The sequence below is a fragment of the Archangium minus genome (assembly GCF_044360475.1).
Lineage (GTDB): Bacteria > Myxococcota > Myxococcia > Myxococcales > Myxococcaceae > Archangium > Archangium minus.
Map to the genome: position 1 here is coordinate 2,249,755 of NZ_CP043494.1, position 20,236 is coordinate 2,269,990.

A 20,236-nucleotide genomic window follows, 5' to 3' on the forward strand; every position below is an offset into this window, starting at 1 on the left:
ATAAACCCACGGCGCTACACTGCGCTCCATCAGCGAAATGCCGAGCGATTTCAACCCCTTGTTATGAATCGGGGATCAGACGACAAGCGAGACGGTCCCCGAGTGCCGCTCGTGCTGCGGGTTCAGTTCCCGGATCAGGCCCGGATGACGGAGGTCACGGAGAACCTCTCCAAGGGGGGGATCTTCGTGCAGACCGACCGTGCCTTCACGCCTGGAGAGGAAGTGGGCCTGGCACTTTCTTTCCCGGGGCTCCTGAATCCGGTACAAGTCGTGGGGACGGTGGCCTGGGTACGGCCAGCGTCGGCCGAGGCGCCGGGTGGTGTCGGCATCCGGGTGGTTCGCGATCAGGACCGGCAGCGATTGGGTGAAATCTTGAGCTCGGCAGGACAGACCCGCGCGACGGATCAGACGGCTCCCCCCGCCGACGGCTATCGTGTCCTCATCGTCGAGGACAACCCGCACATCGTCGAGATGTACAGCTACGTGCTCAAGAAGCTGGCGAGCGGCGAGCTGGCGGGCAAGGTGCCGCTGGAAGTGCACTTCTCCCCAGATGGCCACCATGCGCTGCAGCAGCTGCAGGAGAAGCGGGGCCGCTTCAGCCTGGTGATGACGGACCTGTACATGCCGGTGATGGATGGCTTCGCGCTGATTGAGCGCATCCGCGCCGAGGAGTCGCTCAAGTCCATTCCGGTGGTGGCCATCTCCGCGGGCGGTCCCGAGGCGCGCGAGCGGGCCATGCAGCTGGGCGTGGACATCTACCTGCGCAAGCCGGTGCGCTTCCAGGAAGTGCTGGAGACGGTGAAGCAGCTGCTTCGCATTTCCTGACAGACGGCCCGGGGTTGATTTGAGGCAGGGCGCTGGGACGCGTAGAGTCCGGCGCTCATGTCCAAGTCCTCCATCCACCGCGATACCGTCTGCGGCGAGGCGCTGTTCATCCTCCAGAGTTTGAGAGAGAACAGCCGCCTGGGGCGCTCGAACAAGCTGGCCGATGTGAAGGCCGCGCTCGAGCCGTCCGTCTCGCTGGAGTTCGACAGCTACTATCTGTTCCTTCGCAAGTACCTCTACATCGCGCTGGACCACCGGGAAGCGCAGCTGCGCCTCACCGAGCTGGGCGAGCGGATGGTGGATGGCGAGCTGCAGGAGAAGTTCGCCATGGAGGTGGACGAGTTCTTCGCCGAGCAGCTCGCCGGGGACGCGCCTGTCATCCAGGGGGGTGAGGAGGACGCCGACCCCACGATGCCTCCGCCCCCGCCGGACATCCTGCTCGATGAGGCGGAGGTGGTGCGGCACACGGAGCCTCCCGCCCTGCCGCGCCCTCGCGTGTCCGCGCCGTTCGAGGTTCCGCTCCCCGCGCCCGCGCCGGTATCCGCGCCTCCTCCTGTAGCGAGCGTGCGCAACGAGGCCATTCCCCTTCCGCCCGCCGCGCCCGTTCCCCCTGCCGCGCCTGTGCCTCCCGTCGCCCCTATGGCACCTCCCACTCCGCACTCGGCTCCCGTTTCCGTGGCTGTGCCGCCGCCGGTCACCCCCAGCACCACCTCCTCCTCGAAGTCCGTGGAGCTGTTGGACCAGCGCTACCAGAAGCTCGAGGCCCTCGGGGCCGGGCCGCTCGGCACGGCGTACAAGGGGCGGCTCAACGCGCTCGGGCTGGACATCTGCATCAAGGAGCTGAAGGACATCTTCGGCTACTTCTCCTTCCTCCAGCGCGGCGAGGTGCTCAAGCGGCTGAAGAGGGAGCTGTGCGCTCAGGCCCAGGTACGCCATCCGGGCATCATCCAGGTGCTGGACCAGAACACGGAGACGGCTCGGCCCTACTATGTGCTCGAGCTGCTGCACGGCAGCCTGAAGGGCAAGCTGGAGGAGGGCGGGGGCCAGGGCATACCCGTGCCCGTGGCCATGCGTTGCTTCCTGCAGGTCGCCTATGCGCTGCGCGCCGCGCACGCCGTGGGGCTCACCCACCACAACCTCAAGCCAGAGAACATCCTTTTCGACATCTACGGCAACGCGAAGCTGGGGGACTTCGGCCTCGGCCGCGTGGTGGAGCAGGATGCCTCCAAGGGACTGCCCCAGGTCTTCGTGGGTGCCAGCGGCATGGTGTACCTGGCTCCCGAGCTCATCCAGCCGCAGCGCGCGAAGGACGCTGGCCCCGCCTCCGACGTCTATGGGCTGGGCATCCTCCTCTACGAGATGCTCACCGGACAGATTCCGGGCCGTCGCTCGCCTCTACCCTCCGAGGTCAACCCCGAGGCCCCCGCTGGCCTGGACGCCATCTTCGACAAGATGACCCATGACCGCGTGGAGCAGCGCTACCCGGATATCGACGCGATGCTGGAGGACTTCTACAAGTCCTTCACCGAGGCGCAGTTCCTCGCCAAGGGTGACCTCATTCTCTCCTCGGAGCCCCAGTAGCGTGAGCGACAGCCCGAATCCTCAGGACTCCGTCCTCGTTACCGTCACCGGAAAGGACCAGCCCGGTATCACCGCTCGCCTCACTGGCATCCTGGCCGAGGTGGGCGCGGCGTTGCTCGACATCGAGCAGGTGGTGGTGCAGGGGCAGCTCACCCTCTGTCTTCTGGTTCGCCTGCCCGAGACGCGCGGCGTGCTCAAGGAGCTGCTCTTCGCGGCCCGAGAGCTGGGCGTGTCGCTGGACTTCCAACCCGTGGCCTCGCCGAAGGCTCCGGCTGCTCGGAGTCCCAGCCGCCATGTCGTCACTGTGGTGGGCCGCTCCCTGGGCGCACGCGAGCTGCACGCCGTGGCTGAGCGCCTGGCCCAGCACTCGGCCAACATCGAGCGCATCAACCGCCTATCCGAGGCGGAGCTCGGTTCCGTCGAGGTCCACATCGCCCTGTCGCCGGAGCGGGACGCGGAGGAGCTCAAGCGTTCGCTGCTGGAGCTGGCCATGTCCTCCAACTCCTTCGACGTGGCGCTGCAGCGCGAGAGCCTCTACCGGCGGAGCAAGCGGCTGGTGGTGATGGACATGGACTCCACACTCATCCGCATCGAGGTCATCGACGAGCTGGCGCGGGCCTATGGCGTGGGCGACAAGGTGTCGCGCATCACCGAGCGCGCCATGCACGGGGAGATGGACTACGACGAGTCCCTGCGCCAGCGCGTGGCCCTGCTCGAGGGGCTGGACGCGAAGGTGCTGCACGGCATCGCCGCCAACCTCCCGCTCACCGAGGGCGCGGAGACCCTCATCCGCGTGCTCAAGCGGCTGGGCTATCGCACCGCCATCCTCAGCGGTGGCTTCTCCGTGGCCGCCGAGGCGCTCAAGACTCGGCTGGGCATCGACTACGCCCACTCCAACGTGCTGGAGGAGGTGGACGGCAAGCTCACCGGCCGCACGCTGGGGCCCATCGTCAACGCGCGTCGCAAGGCGGAGCTGCTGGAGAGCATCGCGCAGGCGGAAGGCATCCTCCTGGACCAGGTCATCGCCGTGGGCGACGGCGCGAATGACTTGTTGATGCTGGAGCGCGCGGGGCTGGGCATCGCCTTCCGCGCCAAGCCCAAGCTGCGTCAGGCGGCCGATACCTCCATCTCCGCCGGCGGCCTGGATACCATCCTCTACCTCCTGGGACTCACGGGTCGCGAGGTCCAGGAGGTGTTGAGGTAGGGAGGCTCAGGAGGGGCGCATGCGCGCCGCCAGCTCCCGCTGCTGGATGGTGCGCTTCTCCAGCAGCAGCTCGAGCAGGGCGCGCAGAATCTTGGAGCTCTTCTCCTGGTTGACCTGCACCGCCTGCAGCCGCTGCATCTCCTCGGGAGAGAACACCTCGGACGGGGAGGGCGCGGCGTTGAGGATCTCATCGAGCAGGTCCGCGGCGCTCGCTCCACCGCCGGAGCGCGGTACGGGCGCGGGGGTGGTGGCGGGGCCCGCCTGCCGCGCGGCGTCCTCCCTCGCCATGTTCGGGGCGATGTCGGCGATGGCCTTCCTCACCGTCTTGCCGCTCATGTCGACGATCTTGAACTCGTCCTCGTCACCCGCGCTGCCGCTCCCCCCGCTCGTGGCCGTGTGGGAGCTGTGCGAGACTGGATCCTGGTTGCGGTAGTGGCGCAGGATGGCGTGCTGAATCTCCCGGTCACTGGCCACCACGGGGACGACCCGTGTGCGGCTGCGCGCGGCCACCTGGTCGATGGTCTGCAGGTCCGTGGGGTCCGCCATGGCGAGCACGAGCGTCTTGCCGTTGTCACGCAGGGACACGGGGAAGATGCTCTTCTGCTCGGCGAAGCTAACGTCCAGCTTCGCGAGGGCGCCCGCGTCCTTCGCGGTGCCCAGCTCGACACGCTGCATGCCCAAGCCCTGGGCGATGGCCTGGGTGATGGTGTCCTCCGAGGCCAGGCCCATGTCGCTGATGATGCGTGACAGGCGTCCGCCCCACTGGTCGTGCTGAGCGAGCGCGCTGCGCAGCTGCATCTCGTCGATGACGCGGGCCTTGACGAGAATCTCTCCGATACGGTTGCGAGGTGCGGCCATGGTCGCCAGTCTACGGAGGAAGGAGCCCGGAGTCGCGTTCGATGCCGCGCGGATTCGATACCTGCCTGGAAGAAGGGGTGGCGCTCTTCAACGCTGGCTCGTTCTTCGAGGCCCACGAGGTCTGGGAAGAGGCGTGGCGGCGCGAGAGTGGTCCGCGCCGGCTGCTGTTGCAGGGCCTCATCCTCGTGGCAGCGGGTTGGCTGAAGCGGGACGCGGGCAATATCCGGGGCGCGTGGACGCTCTTCTCCCGCGCGCTTGAGCGGCTCGAGTCCCTTCCCCCCTCCTGTGAAGGCGTGGACGTGGGCGGCCTGCGCCCCTGTGTGGTGCGCTGGCGCGAGGGGGGAGATGACACCCGGCCCCTGCTTGCTCGGCAGGTGGCCCACCAGAGAGGAGAGCGCTGATGCAGCCCTTCGCCGATGAGCTCCTGCTCCAGTGTCCCTACTGCGGTGAGCAGGTGGAGGTGACGGTGGACCCCGGTGGGCCTTCCTCGGAGACGTACGTGGAAGACTGCTCGGTGTGCTGCCGACCGTGGGTGGTGCACGTCTCCCGCGAGGAGGAGGACGTCTTTGTCCACCTGGGGTGCGAGGACGATTGAGCCGGCCGGAAAGGGCCCGTGGCGCGTCGCCTTGACACGTTCCAAAGCATGGTTCTCTTGAGGCTGTGAGAGACGCCGGGCTCCGAGAGAGGGCACGGCGTGGACAGACAACCCATCACTTTCAAGACAACCAACGCGCCGCTGCTCCGCGAGGAGTGCGACGCGACAAGGAGACGTCCATGCTGAACCGTTGGAATCCGTTCATCGAGATGAGCAATGGTGCCGTGGCGCTGGGGCCCTTCAAGGAGTTCGACCAGCTCTTCCGTGACCTGTCCGTGGTGCGCCAGGGCGGCGCGCGCGAGCTCGTCCCGCCGGCGGATATCTACGAGACGGCCGAGGGCATCACCCTGCAGGTGGACCTGCCGGGACATGATCCGAAGGCCATCGAGGTGAAGGTGGAGAACGACACCCTCACCCTCAAGTCGGAGCGCAAGGCGGAGCGCTCGGAGAAGGACGGCGCGCGGCGCCTGGAGCGCAGCTTCGGTGTGTACACGCGCTCCTTCGTGCTGCCTCGCACGGTGGACACGTCCAAGGTGGAGGCCCGCTACGAGAACGGCGTGCTCACCCTGACGCTGCCGCGGCGTGAGGAGTCCCGGCCTCGCGTGGTCGAGGTGAAGGTCAACGGCTAGTGCGGTGCGCGGAGTGCCCGGCGGGGACGGGTCCCTCAGAGGGGCTCGTCCCTTCCACTTCGGGCTTCGTGGGATACACGCGCGGCCATACGCCATCACATGGGAGCCCCGGAACCAGGCTCCCTGGAGACGCTTGGCCGCCTTCGTCGCTCAGGCGCGCTAGCGCTTGACGGCGGTGTTGGCCCCGAGGGCCAGCGGCACGCGGAAGAGGTCGAGCACCTGCTGCACATCCAGCGGCTTGGGCAGACACGCCACGGCGCCTGCCTGCTTGGAGCTCTCCACCACCTCGGGCGAGTGGGCGGACGTCATGGTGATGAGCCGCACGCCCTCCATCTGCTTGCGGGCGCGGATGCGGCGGCACACCTCGATACCGTCGATGTCCGGCATGTTCAGGTCGATGAGCATGCCGTGCGGCTTCTGCTCGCTCACCAGCAGCAGCGCCTCGACGCCGCTGGTGGTCGTCTGCAGCTCCACCTGATTCGCGTAGGGCTTGAAGGCACGCTTGATGGCGTCGAGCACCTGCCGCTCGTCATCCACCACCAGCAGGCGCACGGTGCTGCTGCCTAGCTCCTCGGGCACCGGCATCTGGTGGGTGATGAGGAACGTGCGGAGGTCCGCCGAGCGCACGCGCCGGTGGCCACCCGGCGTCCGGAACGCCATGAGGATGCCGCGGTCGATCCACTTGCTCACCGTGGACGGGTCCACCTGGAGCAACCGGCTAATGTCGTGGGTCGTGTAGAGCTGATCCGTCATCGAACTCCCCTCACTCTGCACTGCTGGCTTCCGGCCTTCATAGGATAAGACACCTAAGCGGGAAGCGAAAATTCTTCGATTTCACAACTTGACAGCTTGTAGGGCATCAGGGTCCCTCATGTGTTGAACGGTGGCCTCCCACCGTCCTGATGCCTTCAAGCACAGCTCTACCAGCTCGCGTGCGGCGCCGTGTCCTCCCCGGCTCCGCGCCACGTAATGCACTTCCTGACGAACTTCGGGGGCGGCGTCCGCGGGGCAGGCCGACAGGCCCGCCATGCCCAGGGGACCCAAGTCGTTGACGTCGTCTCCCATGTACGCGCATTCCTCGGGAGAGACCTCAAGCTGGGCCAACAGTTCACGAAAACCCGCGGCCTTGTTCTTGCGACCCTGGAGGACGGCGGTGACTCCCAGCTCGAGCCCCCGCACCTCCACGATGGAGGAGGTGCGCGCGGTGAGGATGGAGGTGCTCAACCCCGCCATCCTCGCCATCACCAGCCCGTGGCCGTCTTTGACGTCGAAGCGCTTCATCAGCTCTCCGCCGTCACCGTAGTACAGGCCGCCGTCCGTCAGCACTCCGTCCACGTCGAAGACGAGCAGACGCACGCGTGCGGCGCGCTCTGTCAGCTCGTCCTTGCTCGGTTTGGGCGGCAGCTCCGTCATGTCGCGTCCCCTTGTACTCCCTCCCCACGACTTCTCTTCACTGCGTACCGAGCCTACTGCGCCGGCTCGTGCCCCAGCGCACGCCGGATGGCCAGTACCTGACGTAGCACGTCCTCGAACATCTGGGGATTGAGCGAGCACGGACCGTCACACAGGGCACGATCCGGGTCTTCATGCACTTCCGTGAAAAGCGCGTCTATTCCGGCGGCAGCGGCGGACCGGGCCAGCAGGGAGACGAATTTGCGCTCACCCGCCGTCTCGCCGTTACCGGCCGAGGGCAGCTGCACGGAGTGGGTGGCGTCGAAGCACACGACGAGCCCGGCCTCGCGCATCTGCAGGAAGCCGCGCATGTCCACCACCAGGTTGTTGTAGCCGAAGGTGGCGCCACGCTCGGTGACGAGCACGTTGGGGTTGCCCGTCTCCACCGCCTTGCGCGCCGAGTGGACGATGTCCTTGGGCGCGACGAACTGGCCCTTCTTGAGGTTGACGCCCTTGCCGGTGCGCGCCACCGCCTCCACCAGGTCCGTCTGGCGGCACAGGAAGGCGGGAATCTGGATGATGTCCACCACCTCGGCGGCGGGGCCCACGTGGCTCGTCTCGTGGACGTCCGTGAGGATGGGAACGCCCACCTCGCGCTTGACGCGGGCGAGGATGCGCAGGCCTTCCTTCAGGCCGGGCCCCCGGAAGGACTTGCCGCTGGTGCGGTTGGCCTTGTCATAGGAGCACTTGAAGGCATACGGCACGCCCAGCCGCGACGTCATCTCCTTGAGGAGCTTCGCGTGCCGCAGCGCCATCTCCTCGGACTCGATGCTGTCCGGGCCCGCGATGACGAAGAGCTTCTGGCCCGGGCCTACCTTGTGGCCGCACAGCTCGATGGTCTGGCTCATGCCTGCGTCCTCCCCGCATCGCGCTGCGCGAGGGCCGCGCCGATGAAGCCGGAGAAGAGCGGGTGGGGCGCGAAGGGCTTGCTCTTGAACTCCGGGTGGAACTGACAACCGACGAAGTAGGGGTGGTCCGGCAGCTCAATCATCTCCACGAGGTTGAGCTCGGGGTTGTGGCCGGACACGACGAGGCCTGCCTCCTGCAGCCGGCCGCGGTAGGCGTTGTTCACCTCGTACCGGTGGCGGTGCCGTTCGTGGATGACGTCCTCCCCATACAGCTTGTGCGCCTGGGTGCCCGGCTTGAGCGCGCACGCGTAGCTGCCCAGGCGCATGGTACCACCCTTGTCCTGCACCTTCACCTGGCTCTCCATGAGCGTCACCACCGGGTGTGGGGTGTGCTCGTCGAACTCCAGTGAGTTGGCGTTGGCCAGGCCCAGCACGTTGCGGCTGAACTCCACCACCGCCATCTGTAGACCCAGGCAGATACCGAAGAAGGGCACCCGCTTCTCCCGGGCGTAGCGCACCGCGGCAATCTTGCCCTCGGTGCCGCGCACCCCGAAGCCGCCGGGTACCAGGATGGCGTCCACCCCGGAGAGCAGCGCGTCGGGACCCTTCTCCTCCACGTCCTGCGAGTCCACGAACTGCAGGTCCACCTTCACGTTGTTGGCGATGCCACCGTGGAGCAGGGCCTCGTTGAGGCTCTTGTAGCTCTCCTTGAGGTCCACGTACTTGCCGACGATGCCCACCTTCACCTCGCCACGGCCCGGCGAGTACACCTTGCGGATGATGTCCTCCCAGCGGTCCAGCCGGGCGGCACGCGTCCAGATGTTGAGCGTCTCGGCCAGCCGCTCGTCGATGCCCTGGCGGTGCAACTCCAGCGGCAGCTCGTAGATGCTCTTCACGTCCGGCGAGGTGAACACGTTGCCGTTGTCCACGTTGCAGAACATGGCGATCTTGTCCTTGAGCTCGCGGCTGATCTCCCGGTCCGTGCGGCAGATGAGGAAGTCCGGCTGGATGCCGATCTCCCGCAGCTTCATCACCGAGTGCTGCGTGGGCTTGGTCTTCACCTCGCCGGCCGCGCCGATATAGGGCAGCAGCGTGAGGTGCATGTAGACCGCGTTGCCGCTGCCCACGTCGTAGCGCATCTGGCGGATGGCCTCGAGGAAGGGCAGCGACTCGATGTCGCCCACGGTGCCGCCCACCTCGACGATGACCGCGTCCATGCCCTGCGCCGCCTGGCGGATGCAGGACTTGATCTCGTCGGTGATGTGCGGAATCACCTGGACGGTCTTCCCCAGGTACTCGCCCCGCCGCTCCTTCTGGATGACGGAGTGGTAGATGCGGCCGGAGGTGAAGTTGTTGAGCCGGGACATCCGCGCGTTGGTGAAGCGCTCGTAATGGCCCAGGTCCATGTCGGTCTCACCACCGTCATCGGTGACGAAGACCTCTCCATGTTGGAACGGGCTCATCGTCCCCGGATCGATGTTGATGTAGGGATCGAGCTTGATCAGCGTGATGTCGAGCCCGCGATTCTCGAGCAGGGCGCCAATGGAAGCAGAGGCGAGCCCCTTGCCCAGCGAGCTCACGACTCCGCCGGTCACGAAGATGAACTTGGTCTTCTTGGAGCGCATGACCCTTCCTGCCAAGAGACCCCGGGTGCGTCAATGATTCTGTCAGGTGGCGCGAACGCCCGCCTGGTCCCGGAAGTCCAGCAAGGGACGGAAGTCAGTCGTGCCCCTGGGTCCTTGGACGGGATTCGGCGTAGTCCCGGGCCCGGGGCTCGCTCTCACGGTGGTCGCGCAGCGGGCAGTGGCGGCAGCTCCAGCCCTCCCAGCCCCGCTTCACCGCAAGGTGCAGGCAGGCGTCATAGTTGAAGCAGAACAGATTGCGCTGGCCTTCCACCGCCGACTCGTCACGCAGTGCGGAGGGCAGAGGGCTCGGACAGGGTGTGATGGACAAGGTCAGGGCCTCCAGAGGCTGAAACGGGCCTTCCCCCCGGCGGCTGCAACAGGGTTGTCGCTCGCGCATTCCCGAGGAGCCGGCAAAAAAAGGCCCGCCCGCTCCGTGGCCCCAGCATGTTGGGGTGCACGAAACGGGCGGGCCCGAACTGCTCAGCGTCAACACTTCCGCCGCATGGGGCTTCTTCAGCGCGCCATACGAGCGGAGGTGGACGCCTGACTCTTGCTATCGGTCAAGGCATCACCTCCTTTCTGCGGCCGCTTACGTAATGGCGGGTTTTTCTCCGCGCCACTCCGCTTGAGCGGCAGGAGGAGCCTGGAGGCAGGGCAGGCGAGAGAGCGTACGAGGCTCAGGCGGCTACGAACTGGCGCTCCACCAGCCGACGGTAGAGGCCCTCCTGGCCCATGAGCGTGGCGTGGTCGCCGCTCTGCACCACCTTGCCACCCTCCATCACCACCACCCGGTCCGCGCCAATCACCGTGGACAGGCGGTGGGCGATGATGAGCGTGGTGCGGCCCTTCATCAGTCGCTCCAGCGCCTCCTGCACCAGGTGCTCACTCTCCGCGTCCAGCGCGCTGGTGGCCTCGTCCAGCACCAGCAGGCGCGGATCCTTGAGCACGGCGCGGGCGATGGCGATGCGCTGCTTCTGTCCTCCAGAGAGCTGCACGCCGCGCTCACCCACCAGGGTGCGGTAGCCCTCGGGGAAGCGGGAGATGAACTCGTGCGCGTTGGCGGCGCGCGCGGCGGCCTCCACCTCGGCGTCCGTGGCGTCCATGCGGCCGTAGCGGATGTTGTCCGCGATGGAGGAGGCAAACAGCATCGGCTCCTGCGCCACCGTCCCCACCCGCTGCCGCAGCCACTCAGGGTCCAGCGAGCGCAGCTCCTGGCCATCCAGCAGCACGCGCCCGTTCTGCGGGTCATACATGCGCGCCAGCAGCGCGGCGATGGTCGACTTGCCCGCGCCCGAGGGGCCGACAATGGCCACCACCTCGCCCGGGGCCAGCTTCAGGTCGACGCCCTGGAGCACCGGCACGTCCGGACGCGAGGGGTAGGCGAAGGACACCTGCTGGAAATCGACACGGCCCTGGACGGATGCCGGGCGCTCGCCGCCCGAGGAGGGGATGGCGGGCTGGCGATCGATGAGCTCGAAGACGCGCTCGGCGGCGCCGGAGGCTCGCATGAAGTCCGCCCACAGGTCCGTCAGGGCCCCCAACGCGATGGCCACCATCAACGAATAGATGAGGAAGGAGGTGAGGTTGCCCACGGTGAGCGTGCCGTCCAACACCAGCCGACCGCCGTACCAGAGCACCACCGCTGAGGAGACGTAGCCCGCCGAGGAGGCCCCGGCCAGGAAGAAGGCGGACTGCCGCGCCCGGTGACGCGCGATGTCATAGGCGCGCTCGGTGGCGGAGCGGTAGCGATCGACCTCGTGCCGCTCGGCCGCGAAGGAGCGCACGGTGCGGATGCCGGACAGGCTCTCCTCGGCGACCTCGTTGGCGGCGGCGAGCGCGTCCTGCGTCTGCTTGGAGAGCCCGCGCACCTTGCGGCCGTAGGTCACGGCCCCCACCGCCACCAGGGGCACTATGGCCAGCATCAACCCCGTGAGCAGCGGCGAGGTGTAGAGGAGCAGCGCGATGCCACCCAGTGCCTGCGCCGCGTTGCGCAGGCCCATGGAAATGTTCACGCTCACCGTGTTCTGCAGCACCGTGGTGTCCGAGGCCAGCCGGTTGGTGAGCTCGCCCGTCTTGCGCTCGTCGAAGAAGCCCACCTCCTGGGACATGAGGCTGGAGAAGAGATCCTGTCGCAGCCGTGTCACCACGCGTTCACCCGCGGTGGTGAACAGGTAGTAGCGCATCGCCATGGCCAGGCCCTGCGCCAGAAAGACGACCACCATGCTCAGGGCGATGTTGTCGATGCGGGTGCGGTCCCCCGCCTTGAGCGCCTGGTCGATGATGTCGCCGATGACCTTTGGGTACACCAGACCCAGGCCACTGGCGATGAGCAGGAAGAAGGTGCCGCCGATGAGCCTGCGCGCCTGGGGCCGAGCGAGGCTCAGGATGCGGCGGAATGTCACGCGGGAGAACTTCGGCTTCTGGGGGGCGTCGGGCTTCTGGGGGGCGTCGGACACGCGCGCAGACTAACGCGGGACATGTCCCGCCGCATGGCTACCTGGAAGGAGAGGAGACAGGCTCAGCCTCCCTTCATGGCCGCCTCCACCCGGGCCACGTCCTCGGGCACATCCACCGCCACCGTGCGCCCCGCGACCTTTCCGCACCGGATGCGGATGCCGTGCTCCAGCGCTCGGAGTTGCTCCAGCTTCTCCGCCTGCTCCAGCGGCGTGGCACTCAGGCCCGCAAGTCGCAACAGCGTGTCGCGCCGGTAGCCGTACAGCCCCAGGTGCGCCCAGCGCTCCACCGCCCCCGCCTCACCCGGCTCGCGGATGAAGGGCACGGTGCTGCGGCTGAAGTAGAGCGCGTCCCCGTTCAGCGCCAGCACTGCCTTCACCACGTGTGGGCTGTCCACCTCGGCCGCCCCCAGCGGGCGCACCAGCGTGCCCATCTCCACCGCCGTGTCCGTGAACAGGCCCGCGAGCACCCGCAGTGAATCCGGGTCCACCAGCGGCTCGTCGCCCTGCACGTTCACCCAGACGTCCACCTCTGGACGGGCCCGCGCCACCTCGGCCACTCGATCCGTCCCCGTGGCGCAGTCGGGCGACGTCATCACCGCCACGCCGCCCAGGCGCGTCACCGTCTCCTGGATGCGGACATCGTCGGTGGCCACCACCACCTCGTCGAAGACGCGCGCTTCCTGGCAGCGGCGCCACACGTGCTCAATCATCGGCCGGCCGGCAATGAGGGCCAGCGGCTTGCCGGGAAAACGCGTGCTGGCATAGCGGGCGGGAATGACGGCGAAGGTGCGCGGGGCGGACATGGTGCGGCGCTGTCTATCAGATTCAGGACGCTGCAAGGGACCCCGGGGGGGACCTGGGGGCGGGGGCACTGGTCACCCGGGGGGCCGTGCCTAGCTTCCCGCCACCATGAAGAAGGTTCTCCATATCGTTGGCGCTCGTCCCAACTTCATGAAGGTGGCTCCCATCCATCGGGCCATCTCCGAGCGCGGCTCCCTGACGCAGACGTTGGTCCACACGGGTCAGCACTACGACGTGAAGATGAGTGACGTCTTCTTCACTGACCTGGGCATGCCCGCTCCGGACATCCACCTCGGCATCGGCTCTGGCAGCCACGCGGAACAGACGGCGAAGGTGATGATCGAGCTGGAGAAGGTGTTCACCAGCGAGAAGCCGGACCTCGTCTCCGTCGTGGGCGATGTCAACAGCACCCTCGCCGCCGCGCTCGTGGCGGCGAAGATGGGCATCCCCATCTCCCACGTGGAAGCGGGGCTGCGCAGCTTCGACCGCACCATGCCCGAGGAGATCAACCGCGTCCTCACCGACCGCATCTCGGACCTGCTGCTCACGCCCTCGGCCGACGCGGACGCCAACCTCATCCGCGAGGGCCTGGAGCCCGCGCGCATCCGGTTGGTGGGCAACGTGATGATCGACTCGCTCCTGGCGGCCCGGGAGAAGGCCCTGCGGTTGCCGACGCTCTCGGAGCTGGGGCTCGAGCCGCGCGGCTACGCCGTATGCACCCTGCACCGCGCCTCCAACGTGGATGACGCCAAGGTGTTCTCCGGGTTGCTGTCCGCGCTCAGCCACGTGGCCAGCCGGCTGCCCGTGGTGTTCCCCGTGCATCCGCGCACCCGCAAGCGCATCTCGGAGCTGGGGCTCGCGGCCACGTTGGAGCGCACCCCGGGCCTGCGTCTGGTGGACCCCATGGGCTACCTGGAGTTCCTCGCGCTCACGTCCCAGGCCCGGCTCGCCTTCACCGACTCCGGCGGCCTCCAGGAGGAGACCACCGTGCTCGGGATTCCCTGCCTCACCGTGCGCGAGAACACCGAGCGCCCCATCACCGTGGACATCGGCACCAACGTTGTCGTGGGCACCGACCCGGTTCGCATCCAGCAGACCGCGGATCGCATCCTCGACGGCCACGGTAAGAAGGGCCGCATCCCGGACCGGTGGGACGGGCGCTCCGGCGAGCGCATTGCCCAGGAGTACGAGCAGTTCCTCGGGGTGGGCAATACGCCCAGGCTCGCGGCCGTGTAGTCACATCCATTCAGCGGGCGGAAGGCCATGCTCGTGCCTGTTCGCTTGTTGATCACCCCGGCCCCCGCTCTCATCTTCCCAAGGGGCCGGGAGTCCCAAGAAGATGGGGAACACGCAGCGGGTATCGAGGTCCGGTGTTCCGCGTCCCTCGCCGGGCCTGTTCCGGTTCACGCTCGCGGTGGGGGCCACGGTGGTGGGCCTGCTGCTGACCGGGCTCCTCGTGCCCTTCCTCGGCGGAACCTACTTCTTGCTCGCACTGGCGGTCGTCGCCCTGTGCTCCCTGTACGGTGGGCTGGCCTCGGGCCTGCTGGTCACGCTGCTGTCGGGACTCGGCTTCTGCTACTTCTTCTTCCCTCCCGTCCGCTCCTTCCGCGTCAGCGACAGTCGCGACCTCTTGAGGCTCGCCGTCTTCTGGGGCGTTGCCTCCGTGCTGTGCTGGGTGGGAGCGTCTCTGCGCCGGACACTGGAGCAGACGAGGGCGCGGCTTGCAGAGAGGGAGCGGGCGGACCGGGAGCTGCGAGACGCCAACGCGTGGGCCGTGGCGATCCTGGAGAGCATCAGCGATGCCTTCTTCTCGCTCGACCGTCGCTACCACTTCACCGTCCTCAACGGGGAGGCGGAGCGGCTTCTCGGCCGCAAGCGGCAGGAGTTGGTAGGAAAGTGTATTTGGGTGGAGTTCGCGGAGGCCATCGGCTCCACGTTCCAACGTGAATACCAGCGGGTCCTGGACACGGGACGGCCGGTGCAGTTCGTTGAGTTCTACCCGCCGCTCCATGCGTGGTTCGAGGTCCGAGCGTTCCCCTCGCGGGACGGGTTGTCCGTCTTCTTTCGCGACATCTCCGAGCGCCGGGGTGCCGAGGAGCGGTTGCGCCAGAGCGAGGAGCGGTTCCGCTCCCTGGTGCTCGCCACGTCCCAGGTGGTCTGGACGACGAACGCCGAGGGGCGGCCCGTAGAGGACAGTCCCACCTGGTGCGCCTTCACCGGGCAGCCGCGCGAGGAGTTTCTGGGAGGCAGGTGGCTCGACGCCGTGCACCCGGAGGACCGGGAACGGGCGGTGCGTGCGTGGCGGGACTCGCTCGCGTACCACACCGTCTTCGAGGTGCAGTACCGGTTGCGCCGGCCCGACGGTTCTTACACCCCCACGCTGGCGCGGGGCGCCCCGGTGCTCAATCCCGACGGCAGCCTCCGCGAGTGGGTGGGCGCGAATACGGACATCAGCCGGAGCGTGTCGGCGGAGCAGGCCCTGCGCGAGAGCGAGCGGCGCTACCACCTGCTCGCGTCCAACTGTCCCGATGGCCTGGTGGCACTCTATGACCACGACCTGCGCTACATCGTGGTCGAGGGCACGGACCTCCAGGGGATGGGGCTTTCGCGTACGAAGATGGAGGGCCACACCATTTGGGAGGTCTTGGAGCCCGAGACGTGCGCTGCCATCGAGGGGCCCATGCGTGCGGCGTTCACGGGGCACAGCCAGGTCATCGAGCTGCCCTTCGCCGGGCGGACGTACCGGGCGCACTACCTTCCCGTGCGAAACGAGGCGGGGGAGGTCATGGCCGGGATGTTGATGAGCCAGAACATCACCGAGCTCAAGGCGCTCCAGGAACAGTTGGAGCAGCGCGTGCGCGAGCGCACCCGGCAGCTCGACGAGGCCAACCAGGAATTGGAGGCGTTCGCCTACTCCGTCTCGCACGATCTGCGTACACCGCTGCGAGGTATCGACGGCTTCACCCAGGCGGTGGAGGATGATGATGAGAGCACCTTGTCGCCGGCCGCCCGGAACTATCTGCGGCGCGTGCGGCGGGCGAGCGAGCGCATGGCGCAGCTCATCGATGATCTGCTCAAGCTCTCACGCCTGTCACGCGCGGAGCTGCGGCGTGCGCCCGTGGACATCACGGCGCTGGCGCACGAGGTGGTGGCGGAGCTGGCCGCGCGCGAGCCCCAGCGCTCCGTGGAGGTGCGGATACAGCCCAGTCTCCGGGACGATGCGGATCCCCGGCTGGTGCGCATCCTGCTGGAGAACCTCCTGGGCAATGCCTGGAAGTTCACCGGCCGGGTGGAGCGGCCGTGGATTGAGCTGAGCGCGACCCGTCAGGAGGACCCTCCCATCTACTGTGTTCGGGACAACGGAGCGGGCTTCGATATGGCGTACGCGGGCAAGCTGTTCGCTCCCTTCCAGCGACTGCATTCCGAGGCGGAGTTCCCTGGGACGGGCATCGGTCTGGCCACCGTGCTGCGCGTGGTCCGCCGTCACGGCGGGCACATCCGAGCCGAGAGCGCGCCAGGGCAGGGGGCTTCCTTCTTCTTCACCCTGCGAGGCTGACATGGCATCCGCGCGTCCATTGCGCGTGCTGTCGGTGGAGGACTCCTCGGATGATGCCGAGCTCATCAGGCTCGTGCTGCGCCAGGGAGGCTTCGCGCCCTCCTTCCTGCGCGTGGCCACGCCGGAGGCGATGCGGGAGGCCCTCCGGCAGGAGCCCTGGGACATCGTCCTCTCCGATTTCTCGATGCCCCACTTCTCGGGCCGCGAGGCCCTGGCGCTCCTGAAGGCCGAGGGACTGGACGTGCCCTTCATCATCGTCTCCGGCAGCGTGGGCGAGGACGTGGCCGTGCAGGCCATGAAGGCGGGCGCCCAGGATTTCTTCCGCAAGGACAACCTCGCGCGGCTCCCCATGGCGGTGGAGCGCGAGCTGCGCGAGGCGGAGATTCGGCGCGAGAGCCGTCGGGTGTCCGCTGCCCTCCATGAGGTGGAGCACCAGCAGGGACTGCTGCTCGACAGCATCAAGGACTACGCCATCTTCGGGTTGAGCCCCGACGGGTTCATGACCACCTGGAATCCGGGCGTCGAGCGCGTGAAGGGTTACACGGCCGAGGAGTTCATCGGCCAGCCGTTCTCCATCCTCTTCACTCCCGAGGATCGCCAGCGGGACGTGCCCGCGTGGGAGCTGCGGCAGGCCGCGACCGAGGGGTTCTTCGAGGGCGAGGGGGTGCGTCTGCGCAAGGACGGTCTCCGCTTCCATGCCGAGGTGGTGCTGCGGCCCATCCGCGACGAGCGAGGCGTGCTGACCGGCTTCGTCAAGGTGGTGCGGGATATCTCCGTCCGCAAACGGCACGAGCGGCACCTGCGGTTCCTCGCGGAAGCGAGCACCCTGCTGGTGAACTCCCTGGACATGACGGAGACGCTCTCCAGCCTGGCCCGGCTGGCCGTCCCCATGCTCGCCGACCTGTGCGCGGTGGAGACCCTGGCGGATGATGGCTCCCTTCACCTGGCTGCGCTGGTGCATGTGGACCCCGCCAGGGAGGCGCTGGCGCGCGAGCTGCGCGACCGTTACCCGCGTCGACCCGAGACGGCTCAGGGGGTGCTACAGGCGATTCGCACCGGCAGGGCCGAGCTCATGCCCGAGATTCCGGAGTCCCTCCGCGTGCGGGAAGCGCAGGGGGATGCCGAGCGGTTGCGGGCCTTCCAGTCGTTGGGCGTTGAGAGCTATCTCGTGGTTCCACTCGCCGCGCGGGGCAGGACTATCGGGGCCATCTCGTTCTCCTATACGGAGTCGGGTCGCCGCTACGACGAGGAGGATCTGCGCCTCGCCGAGGAGCTCGCGCGGCGCGCCTCCCTGGCTTTCGACAACTCGCTGCTCTATCAACACGCGCAGGAGGCCATCCGGCTGCGTGACGAGTTCCTCTCGGTGGCCTCCCACGAGCTGAAGACGCCCCTCACGTCCCTGCTGGTGCGGCTCCAGTCCCTGCGGCGGGAGGCGCAGCGGGCACCCCAGGCGTCCCTTTCCGCCGAGCGGGTGAGCAGCGGCCTGGAGTCGGCCGAGGCCCAGGTGCGCCGGTTGGGGACCCTCATCCATGAGTTCCTGGACGTCTCGCGCATCAGCGTCGGGACGCTCCCGCTCGAGCTGGAGGACGTGGACCTGGTGGCGCTTGTCCGCGACGTCATCCGCCGGTTCGAGGCGCAAGCCGCCAAGGTGGCCTGTCCGGTCCTCGTCCACGCGCCCCATGCTGTCTCGGGGCGGTGGGATCGGATGCGGTTGGAGCAGGTGGTGGGCCACCTCCTGTCCAATGCCCTGAAGTATGGCGCGGGCAAGCCCGTCCACCTCCATGTCGAGTCCCAGGACGGGAGCGCGACGTTGACGGTGCGTGACGAAGGCATCGGCATCCAGCCCGAGCACCTCTCGCGCATCTTCGGGAAGTTCGAGCGCGCCGTGTCCGAGCGTCACTACGGGGGATTGGGTCTGGGGCTGTACACCGCCCGGCGGATTGTCGAGGCGATGGGCGGGCGCATCTCCGTGCGGAGCACTCCCGGTCAGGGGGCCTCGTTCGAGGTCTCGTTGCCCTCCGCCCCGCAGTGAGCCGGGCGTCTACTGCCAGGAGATTTCGTACTCGTTGGTGCTCGGTCCCGTGGGCCACGAGCGGATCTTCACGCCCTTCACGCTGGCGGCCACGAACGTCGCCAGGATTCCCCCCTCCACGAAGGGGCGAGGGCTGAAGTCTCGATGGACGGTGAGGATGCCACTCCAGGGCCCCGTCCTCCTCACGGAGACCTGCACGCCGCTGATCCCCACTTGGATGGCCCAGGGCAGGGTGTTGATCAACCGGTGCGGATCCTTCTGGACCAGCACCAGCAGCGTCCTCCCCGCCGCGGACAGCAGGAAGTTCTCCGCCGCCTGTTGTCCCAGGTGCCGCAGCGCCTTCTCGAAATCCTCCTGGCCACTGCTGCGCAACCGGGCCGCCGTGTAGAGCACCTCGAGGTACTTGCTGGAGGGATAGCTGAAGAAGTCCAGGAACTTCTTCTCCCCACCCGCTTCCAGACACCGCTGCGCCGCGGCATCGCCCCCCTGGTTCCTCGCCACCTCCAGCACGGCGTTGAAGAGCACCCCGCGCACCGCATCCGTCTCCGCGACCAGGGACAGCCGCTGGCTCAGCTCCTCGTCGGAGCCGAGTGGCGGTGCGCCCGGATCGGCGGTCGGGCCCTTCATGTGCTTCTCGTCATCGGTCACGGAGGATGGATTCCATGCAGACCCCTCGGGCGGCAAGGGGCTCGTGTACGAATTCCAACAGCCGCCGGCTGTGTTAAGCGGAAACGGCCGCATGAGAGAGCATCGACAGGACACTCCCACCCCCTCCGACGAAGCACCCGAGGGCTATGTCGACATCCCGTTCGTCGTCGAGCCGAACTACGCCGGCTGGCGGCTCGACCGCTACCTCTCCGAGAAGCTCCGCCGCCTGACACGCGAGCGCCTCCACGGCATCATCCAACGAGGCGTGTTGTGTGAGGAGCGCCGCCTCAAGCCCTCCACGCCCGTCTACCCGGGCCTGTCCTTCCGCATCCGCCGTCCCGCCAGCGCGGAGCCGGACACGCCCACCGAGCTGCCTGTCCTCTTCCAGGATGACTGGCTGCTGGTGCTCGACAAGCCCGCGGGGCTCCCCATCCATCCCACCGCTCGCTATCACAAGGGCACGCTCGTCTCCCTGCTGCGCGAGCGCTTTGGCGAGGCCTTCGCTGAGCCTGCCCACCGCTTGGACCGCGAGACGAGCGGCCTCGTCGTCTGTGGGCGCACCACCGAGGCCTGCCGCGTCCTTGGACGCCTCTTCGTCTCCCGCGACGTGGACAAGGAGTACCTCGCCGTCTGCGAGGGCCACCCCCCCGAGGACACCTTCTTCGTGGATGCGCCCATCGCCGAGGGCACCGAGCTCATCCGGATCGCCGTGCGTATCGATCCCGTGGCGGGCAAGGAGAGCCGCACCCGCTTCCAGGTGCTCCAGCGCTTCACCCGCGACGGCGCGCCCTTCGCCCTCCTGCGCTGCTACCCGGAGACGGGACGGCAGCATCAGATACGCATCCACCTGCGCGAGGTGGGTTTCCCCCTGGTGGGCGACAAGATGTATGGCCCGGACCCCGGCTACTTCGACCGCTTCAGCAAGCACTGCCTGGAGCCCGAGGCCTGGGTCCGCCTGCGCCTGCCCCGACACGCCCTCCACGCCACGCGCATCGCCTTTCCCCACCCGGGCTCCGGGGAGCGCGTCACCTTCGACTCACCCCTGCCCGCGGATCTCCAGGACTTCATCTCCGGGCTGCCCATCTCCACGGCGACCCCACCCGGTGAGGACGCCGCGTGAGGGCTT

At 67.9% G+C, this 20,236-nt stretch carries 19 protein-coding genes; 10 read left to right on the plus strand and 9 right to left on the minus strand.

Features of this window, described 5'->3' with window-relative positions; genetic code table 11:
• Positions 1-63 precede the first annotated feature (63 nt).
• Genes F0U60_RS09175 through serB form a run of 3 tightly spaced genes read left to right on the plus strand, consistent with a single transcriptional unit; the run spans position 64 to position 3,610 of the window.
• Positions 64-825 carry a TIGR02266 family protein gene (locus tag F0U60_RS09175; protein WP_395816743.1) on the plus strand — a complete coding sequence of 254 codons (762 nt, stop codon included), beginning with the start codon at positions 64-66 and terminating at the stop codon, positions 823-825.
• Positions 826-882: 57 nt separating this feature from the next.
• Positions 883-2,406 carry a serine/threonine protein kinase gene (locus tag F0U60_RS09180; protein WP_395816745.1) on the plus strand — a complete coding sequence of 508 codons (1,524 nt, stop codon included), beginning with the start codon at positions 883-885 and terminating at the stop codon, positions 2,404-2,406.
• 1 nt (position 2,407) lies between these two features.
• Positions 2,408-3,610, plus strand: a complete 1,203-nt coding sequence (gene serB / locus F0U60_RS09185; protein WP_395816748.1) for a phosphoserine phosphatase SerB — start codon at positions 2,408-2,410, stop codon at positions 3,608-3,610.
• A 6-nt stretch (positions 3,611-3,616) separates the two neighbouring features.
• Here serB and F0U60_RS09190 read toward each other — a convergent pair whose 3' ends face one another.
• The gene (locus F0U60_RS09190; RefSeq protein ID WP_395816751.1) at positions 3,617-4,468 is read right to left on the minus strand and encodes a hypothetical protein; all 852 of its coding nucleotides are present in this window, start codon (positions 4,466-4,468) and stop codon (positions 3,617-3,619) included.
• Positions 4,469-4,509: 41 nt separating this feature from the next.
• Between F0U60_RS09190 and F0U60_RS09195 the strand changes: the two genes are divergently transcribed.
• The 3 genes from F0U60_RS09195 (at position 4,510) to F0U60_RS09205 (ending at position 5,692) form a co-directional block, all read left to right on the plus strand.
• The gene (locus F0U60_RS09195; protein WP_395816754.1) at positions 4,510-4,869 is read left to right on the plus strand and encodes a DUF309 domain-containing protein; all 360 of its coding nucleotides are present in this window, start codon (positions 4,510-4,512) and stop codon (positions 4,867-4,869) included.
• Positions 4,869-5,063 (plus strand): CPXCG motif-containing cysteine-rich protein, encoded by a 195-nt coding sequence (locus F0U60_RS09200; protein ID WP_395816756.1) that lies wholly within the window; start codon positions 4,869-4,871, stop codon positions 5,061-5,063. The genes F0U60_RS09195 and F0U60_RS09200 overlap by 1 nt, the downstream gene beginning before the upstream one ends.
• 179 nt (positions 5,064-5,242) lie before the next feature.
• The gene (locus F0U60_RS09205) at positions 5,243-5,692 is read left to right on the plus strand and encodes an Hsp20/alpha crystallin family protein (RefSeq protein WP_395816758.1); all 450 of its coding nucleotides are present in this window, start codon (positions 5,243-5,245) and stop codon (positions 5,690-5,692) included.
• Between the two features lie 159 nt (positions 5,693-5,851).
• On the opposite strand, the gene F0U60_RS09210 is transcribed toward F0U60_RS09205, so the two are convergent.
• The 7 genes from F0U60_RS09210 to kdsB form a co-directional block, all read right to left on the minus strand.
• On the minus strand, positions 5,852-6,445 hold the full coding sequence (locus F0U60_RS09210) for a response regulator (RefSeq protein WP_108076405.1): 594 nt from the start codon (positions 6,443-6,445) through the stop codon (positions 5,852-5,854).
• 81 nt (positions 6,446-6,526) lie between these two features.
• On the minus strand, positions 6,527-7,105 hold the full coding sequence (locus F0U60_RS09215) for a KdsC family phosphatase (RefSeq protein WP_395816763.1): 579 nt from the start codon (positions 7,103-7,105) through the stop codon (positions 6,527-6,529).
• Between the two features lie 53 nt (positions 7,106-7,158).
• Entirely contained in the window at positions 7,159-7,992 is an 834-nt protein-coding gene (gene kdsA / locus F0U60_RS09220) for a 3-deoxy-8-phosphooctulonate synthase (RefSeq protein WP_395816766.1), read from the minus strand.
• Entirely contained in the window at positions 7,989-9,617 is a 1,629-nt protein-coding gene (locus F0U60_RS09225; RefSeq protein WP_395816769.1) for a CTP synthase, read from the minus strand. Before F0U60_RS09225 ends, kdsA begins: the two co-directional genes overlap by 4 nt.
• Positions 9,618-9,711: 94 nt before the next feature.
• Complete coding sequence (locus F0U60_RS09230) at positions 9,712-9,945, minus strand: hypothetical protein (protein ID WP_203411215.1); 234 nt, start codon at positions 9,943-9,945, stop codon at positions 9,712-9,714.
• A gap of 349 nt (positions 9,946-10,294) precedes the next feature.
• Positions 10,295-12,073 (minus strand): ABC transporter ATP-binding protein, encoded by a 1,779-nt coding sequence (locus tag F0U60_RS09235; protein WP_395816772.1) that lies wholly within the window; start codon positions 12,071-12,073, stop codon positions 10,295-10,297.
• Positions 12,074-12,135: 62 nt separating this feature from the next.
• Positions 12,136-12,876: a 3-deoxy-manno-octulosonate cytidylyltransferase gene (gene kdsB, locus F0U60_RS09240; RefSeq protein WP_395816774.1), complete on the minus strand. Its 741-nt coding sequence runs from the start codon at positions 12,874-12,876 to the stop codon at positions 12,136-12,138.
• A 106-nt stretch (positions 12,877-12,982) separates the two neighbouring features.
• Here kdsB and wecB point away from each other — a divergent pair, with 106 nt between their 5' ends.
• The 3 genes from wecB (at position 12,983) to F0U60_RS09255 (ending at position 18,462) form a co-directional block, all read left to right on the plus strand.
• Complete coding sequence (gene wecB / locus F0U60_RS09245) at positions 12,983-14,110, plus strand: non-hydrolyzing UDP-N-acetylglucosamine 2-epimerase (RefSeq protein ID WP_395816776.1); 1,128 nt, start codon at positions 12,983-12,985, stop codon at positions 14,108-14,110.
• Positions 14,111-14,213: 103 nt separating this feature from the next.
• Entirely contained in the window at positions 14,214-16,430 is a 2,217-nt protein-coding gene (locus F0U60_RS09250; RefSeq protein WP_395816779.1) for a PAS domain-containing protein, read from the plus strand.
• 1 nt (position 16,431) lies between these two features.
• Positions 16,432-18,462, plus strand: coding sequence for an ATP-binding protein (locus F0U60_RS09255; RefSeq protein ID WP_395816782.1), 2,031 nt, complete (start codon positions 16,432-16,434; stop codon positions 18,460-18,462).
• A 9-nt stretch (positions 18,463-18,471) separates the two neighbouring features.
• Here F0U60_RS09255 and F0U60_RS09260 read toward each other — a convergent pair whose 3' ends face one another.
• Positions 18,472-19,089: a TIGR02265 family protein gene (locus F0U60_RS09260; protein WP_395816784.1), complete on the minus strand. Its 618-nt coding sequence runs from the start codon at positions 19,087-19,089 to the stop codon at positions 18,472-18,474.
• Between the two features lie 112 nt (positions 19,090-19,201).
• Between F0U60_RS09260 and F0U60_RS09265 the strand changes: the two genes are divergently transcribed.
• Positions 19,202-20,230, plus strand: a complete 1,029-nt coding sequence (locus F0U60_RS09265; protein ID WP_395816787.1) for an RluA family pseudouridine synthase — start codon at positions 19,202-19,204, stop codon at positions 20,228-20,230.
• The last annotated feature ends 6 nt before the right edge of the window (positions 20,231-20,236 follow it).

Coding starts and splice junctions, on each gene's coding strand:
- F0U60_RS09175 (WP_395816743.1), top strand. CDS start 64: ATGAATCGGGGATCAGACGACAAGCGAGACGGTCCCCGAGTGCCGCTC.
- F0U60_RS09180 (WP_395816745.1), top strand. CDS start 883: ATGTCCAAGTCCTCCATCCACCGCGATACCGTCTGCGGCGAGGCGCTG.
- F0U60_RS09190 (WP_395816751.1), bottom strand. CDS start 4,468: ATGGCCGCACCTCGCAACCGTATCGGAGAGATTCTCGTCAAGGCCCGC.
- F0U60_RS09195 (WP_395816754.1), top strand. CDS start 4,510: ATGCCGCGCGGATTCGATACCTGCCTGGAAGAAGGGGTGGCGCTCTTC.
- F0U60_RS09200 (WP_395816756.1), top strand. CDS start 4,869: ATGCAGCCCTTCGCCGATGAGCTCCTGCTCCAGTGTCCCTACTGCGGT.
- F0U60_RS09205 (WP_395816758.1), top strand. CDS start 5,243: ATGCTGAACCGTTGGAATCCGTTCATCGAGATGAGCAATGGTGCCGTG.
- F0U60_RS09210 (WP_108076405.1), bottom strand. CDS start 6,445: ATGACGGATCAGCTCTACACGACCCACGACATTAGCCGGTTGCTCCAG.
- F0U60_RS09215 (WP_395816763.1), bottom strand. CDS start 7,105: ATGACGGAGCTGCCGCCCAAACCGAGCAAGGACGAGCTGACAGAGCGC.
- kdsA (WP_395816766.1), bottom strand. CDS start 7,992: ATGAGCCAGACCATCGAGCTGTGCGGCCACAAGGTAGGCCCGGGCCAG.
- F0U60_RS09225 (WP_395816769.1), bottom strand. CDS start 9,617: ATGCGCTCCAAGAAGACCAAGTTCATCTTCGTGACCGGCGGAGTCGTG.
- kdsB (WP_395816774.1), bottom strand. CDS start 12,876: ATGTCCGCCCCGCGCACCTTCGCCGTCATTCCCGCCCGCTATGCCAGC.
- wecB (WP_395816776.1), top strand. CDS start 12,983: ATGAAGAAGGTTCTCCATATCGTTGGCGCTCGTCCCAACTTCATGAAG.
- F0U60_RS09250 (WP_395816779.1), top strand. CDS start 14,214: ATGGGGAACACGCAGCGGGTATCGAGGTCCGGTGTTCCGCGTCCCTCG.
- F0U60_RS09255 (WP_395816782.1), top strand. CDS start 16,432: ATGGCATCCGCGCGTCCATTGCGCGTGCTGTCGGTGGAGGACTCCTCG.
- F0U60_RS09260 (WP_395816784.1), bottom strand. CDS start 19,089: ATGAAGGGCCCGACCGCCGATCCGGGCGCACCGCCACTCGGCTCCGAC.
- F0U60_RS09265 (WP_395816787.1), top strand. CDS start 19,202: ATGAGAGAGCATCGACAGGACACTCCCACCCCCTCCGACGAAGCACCC.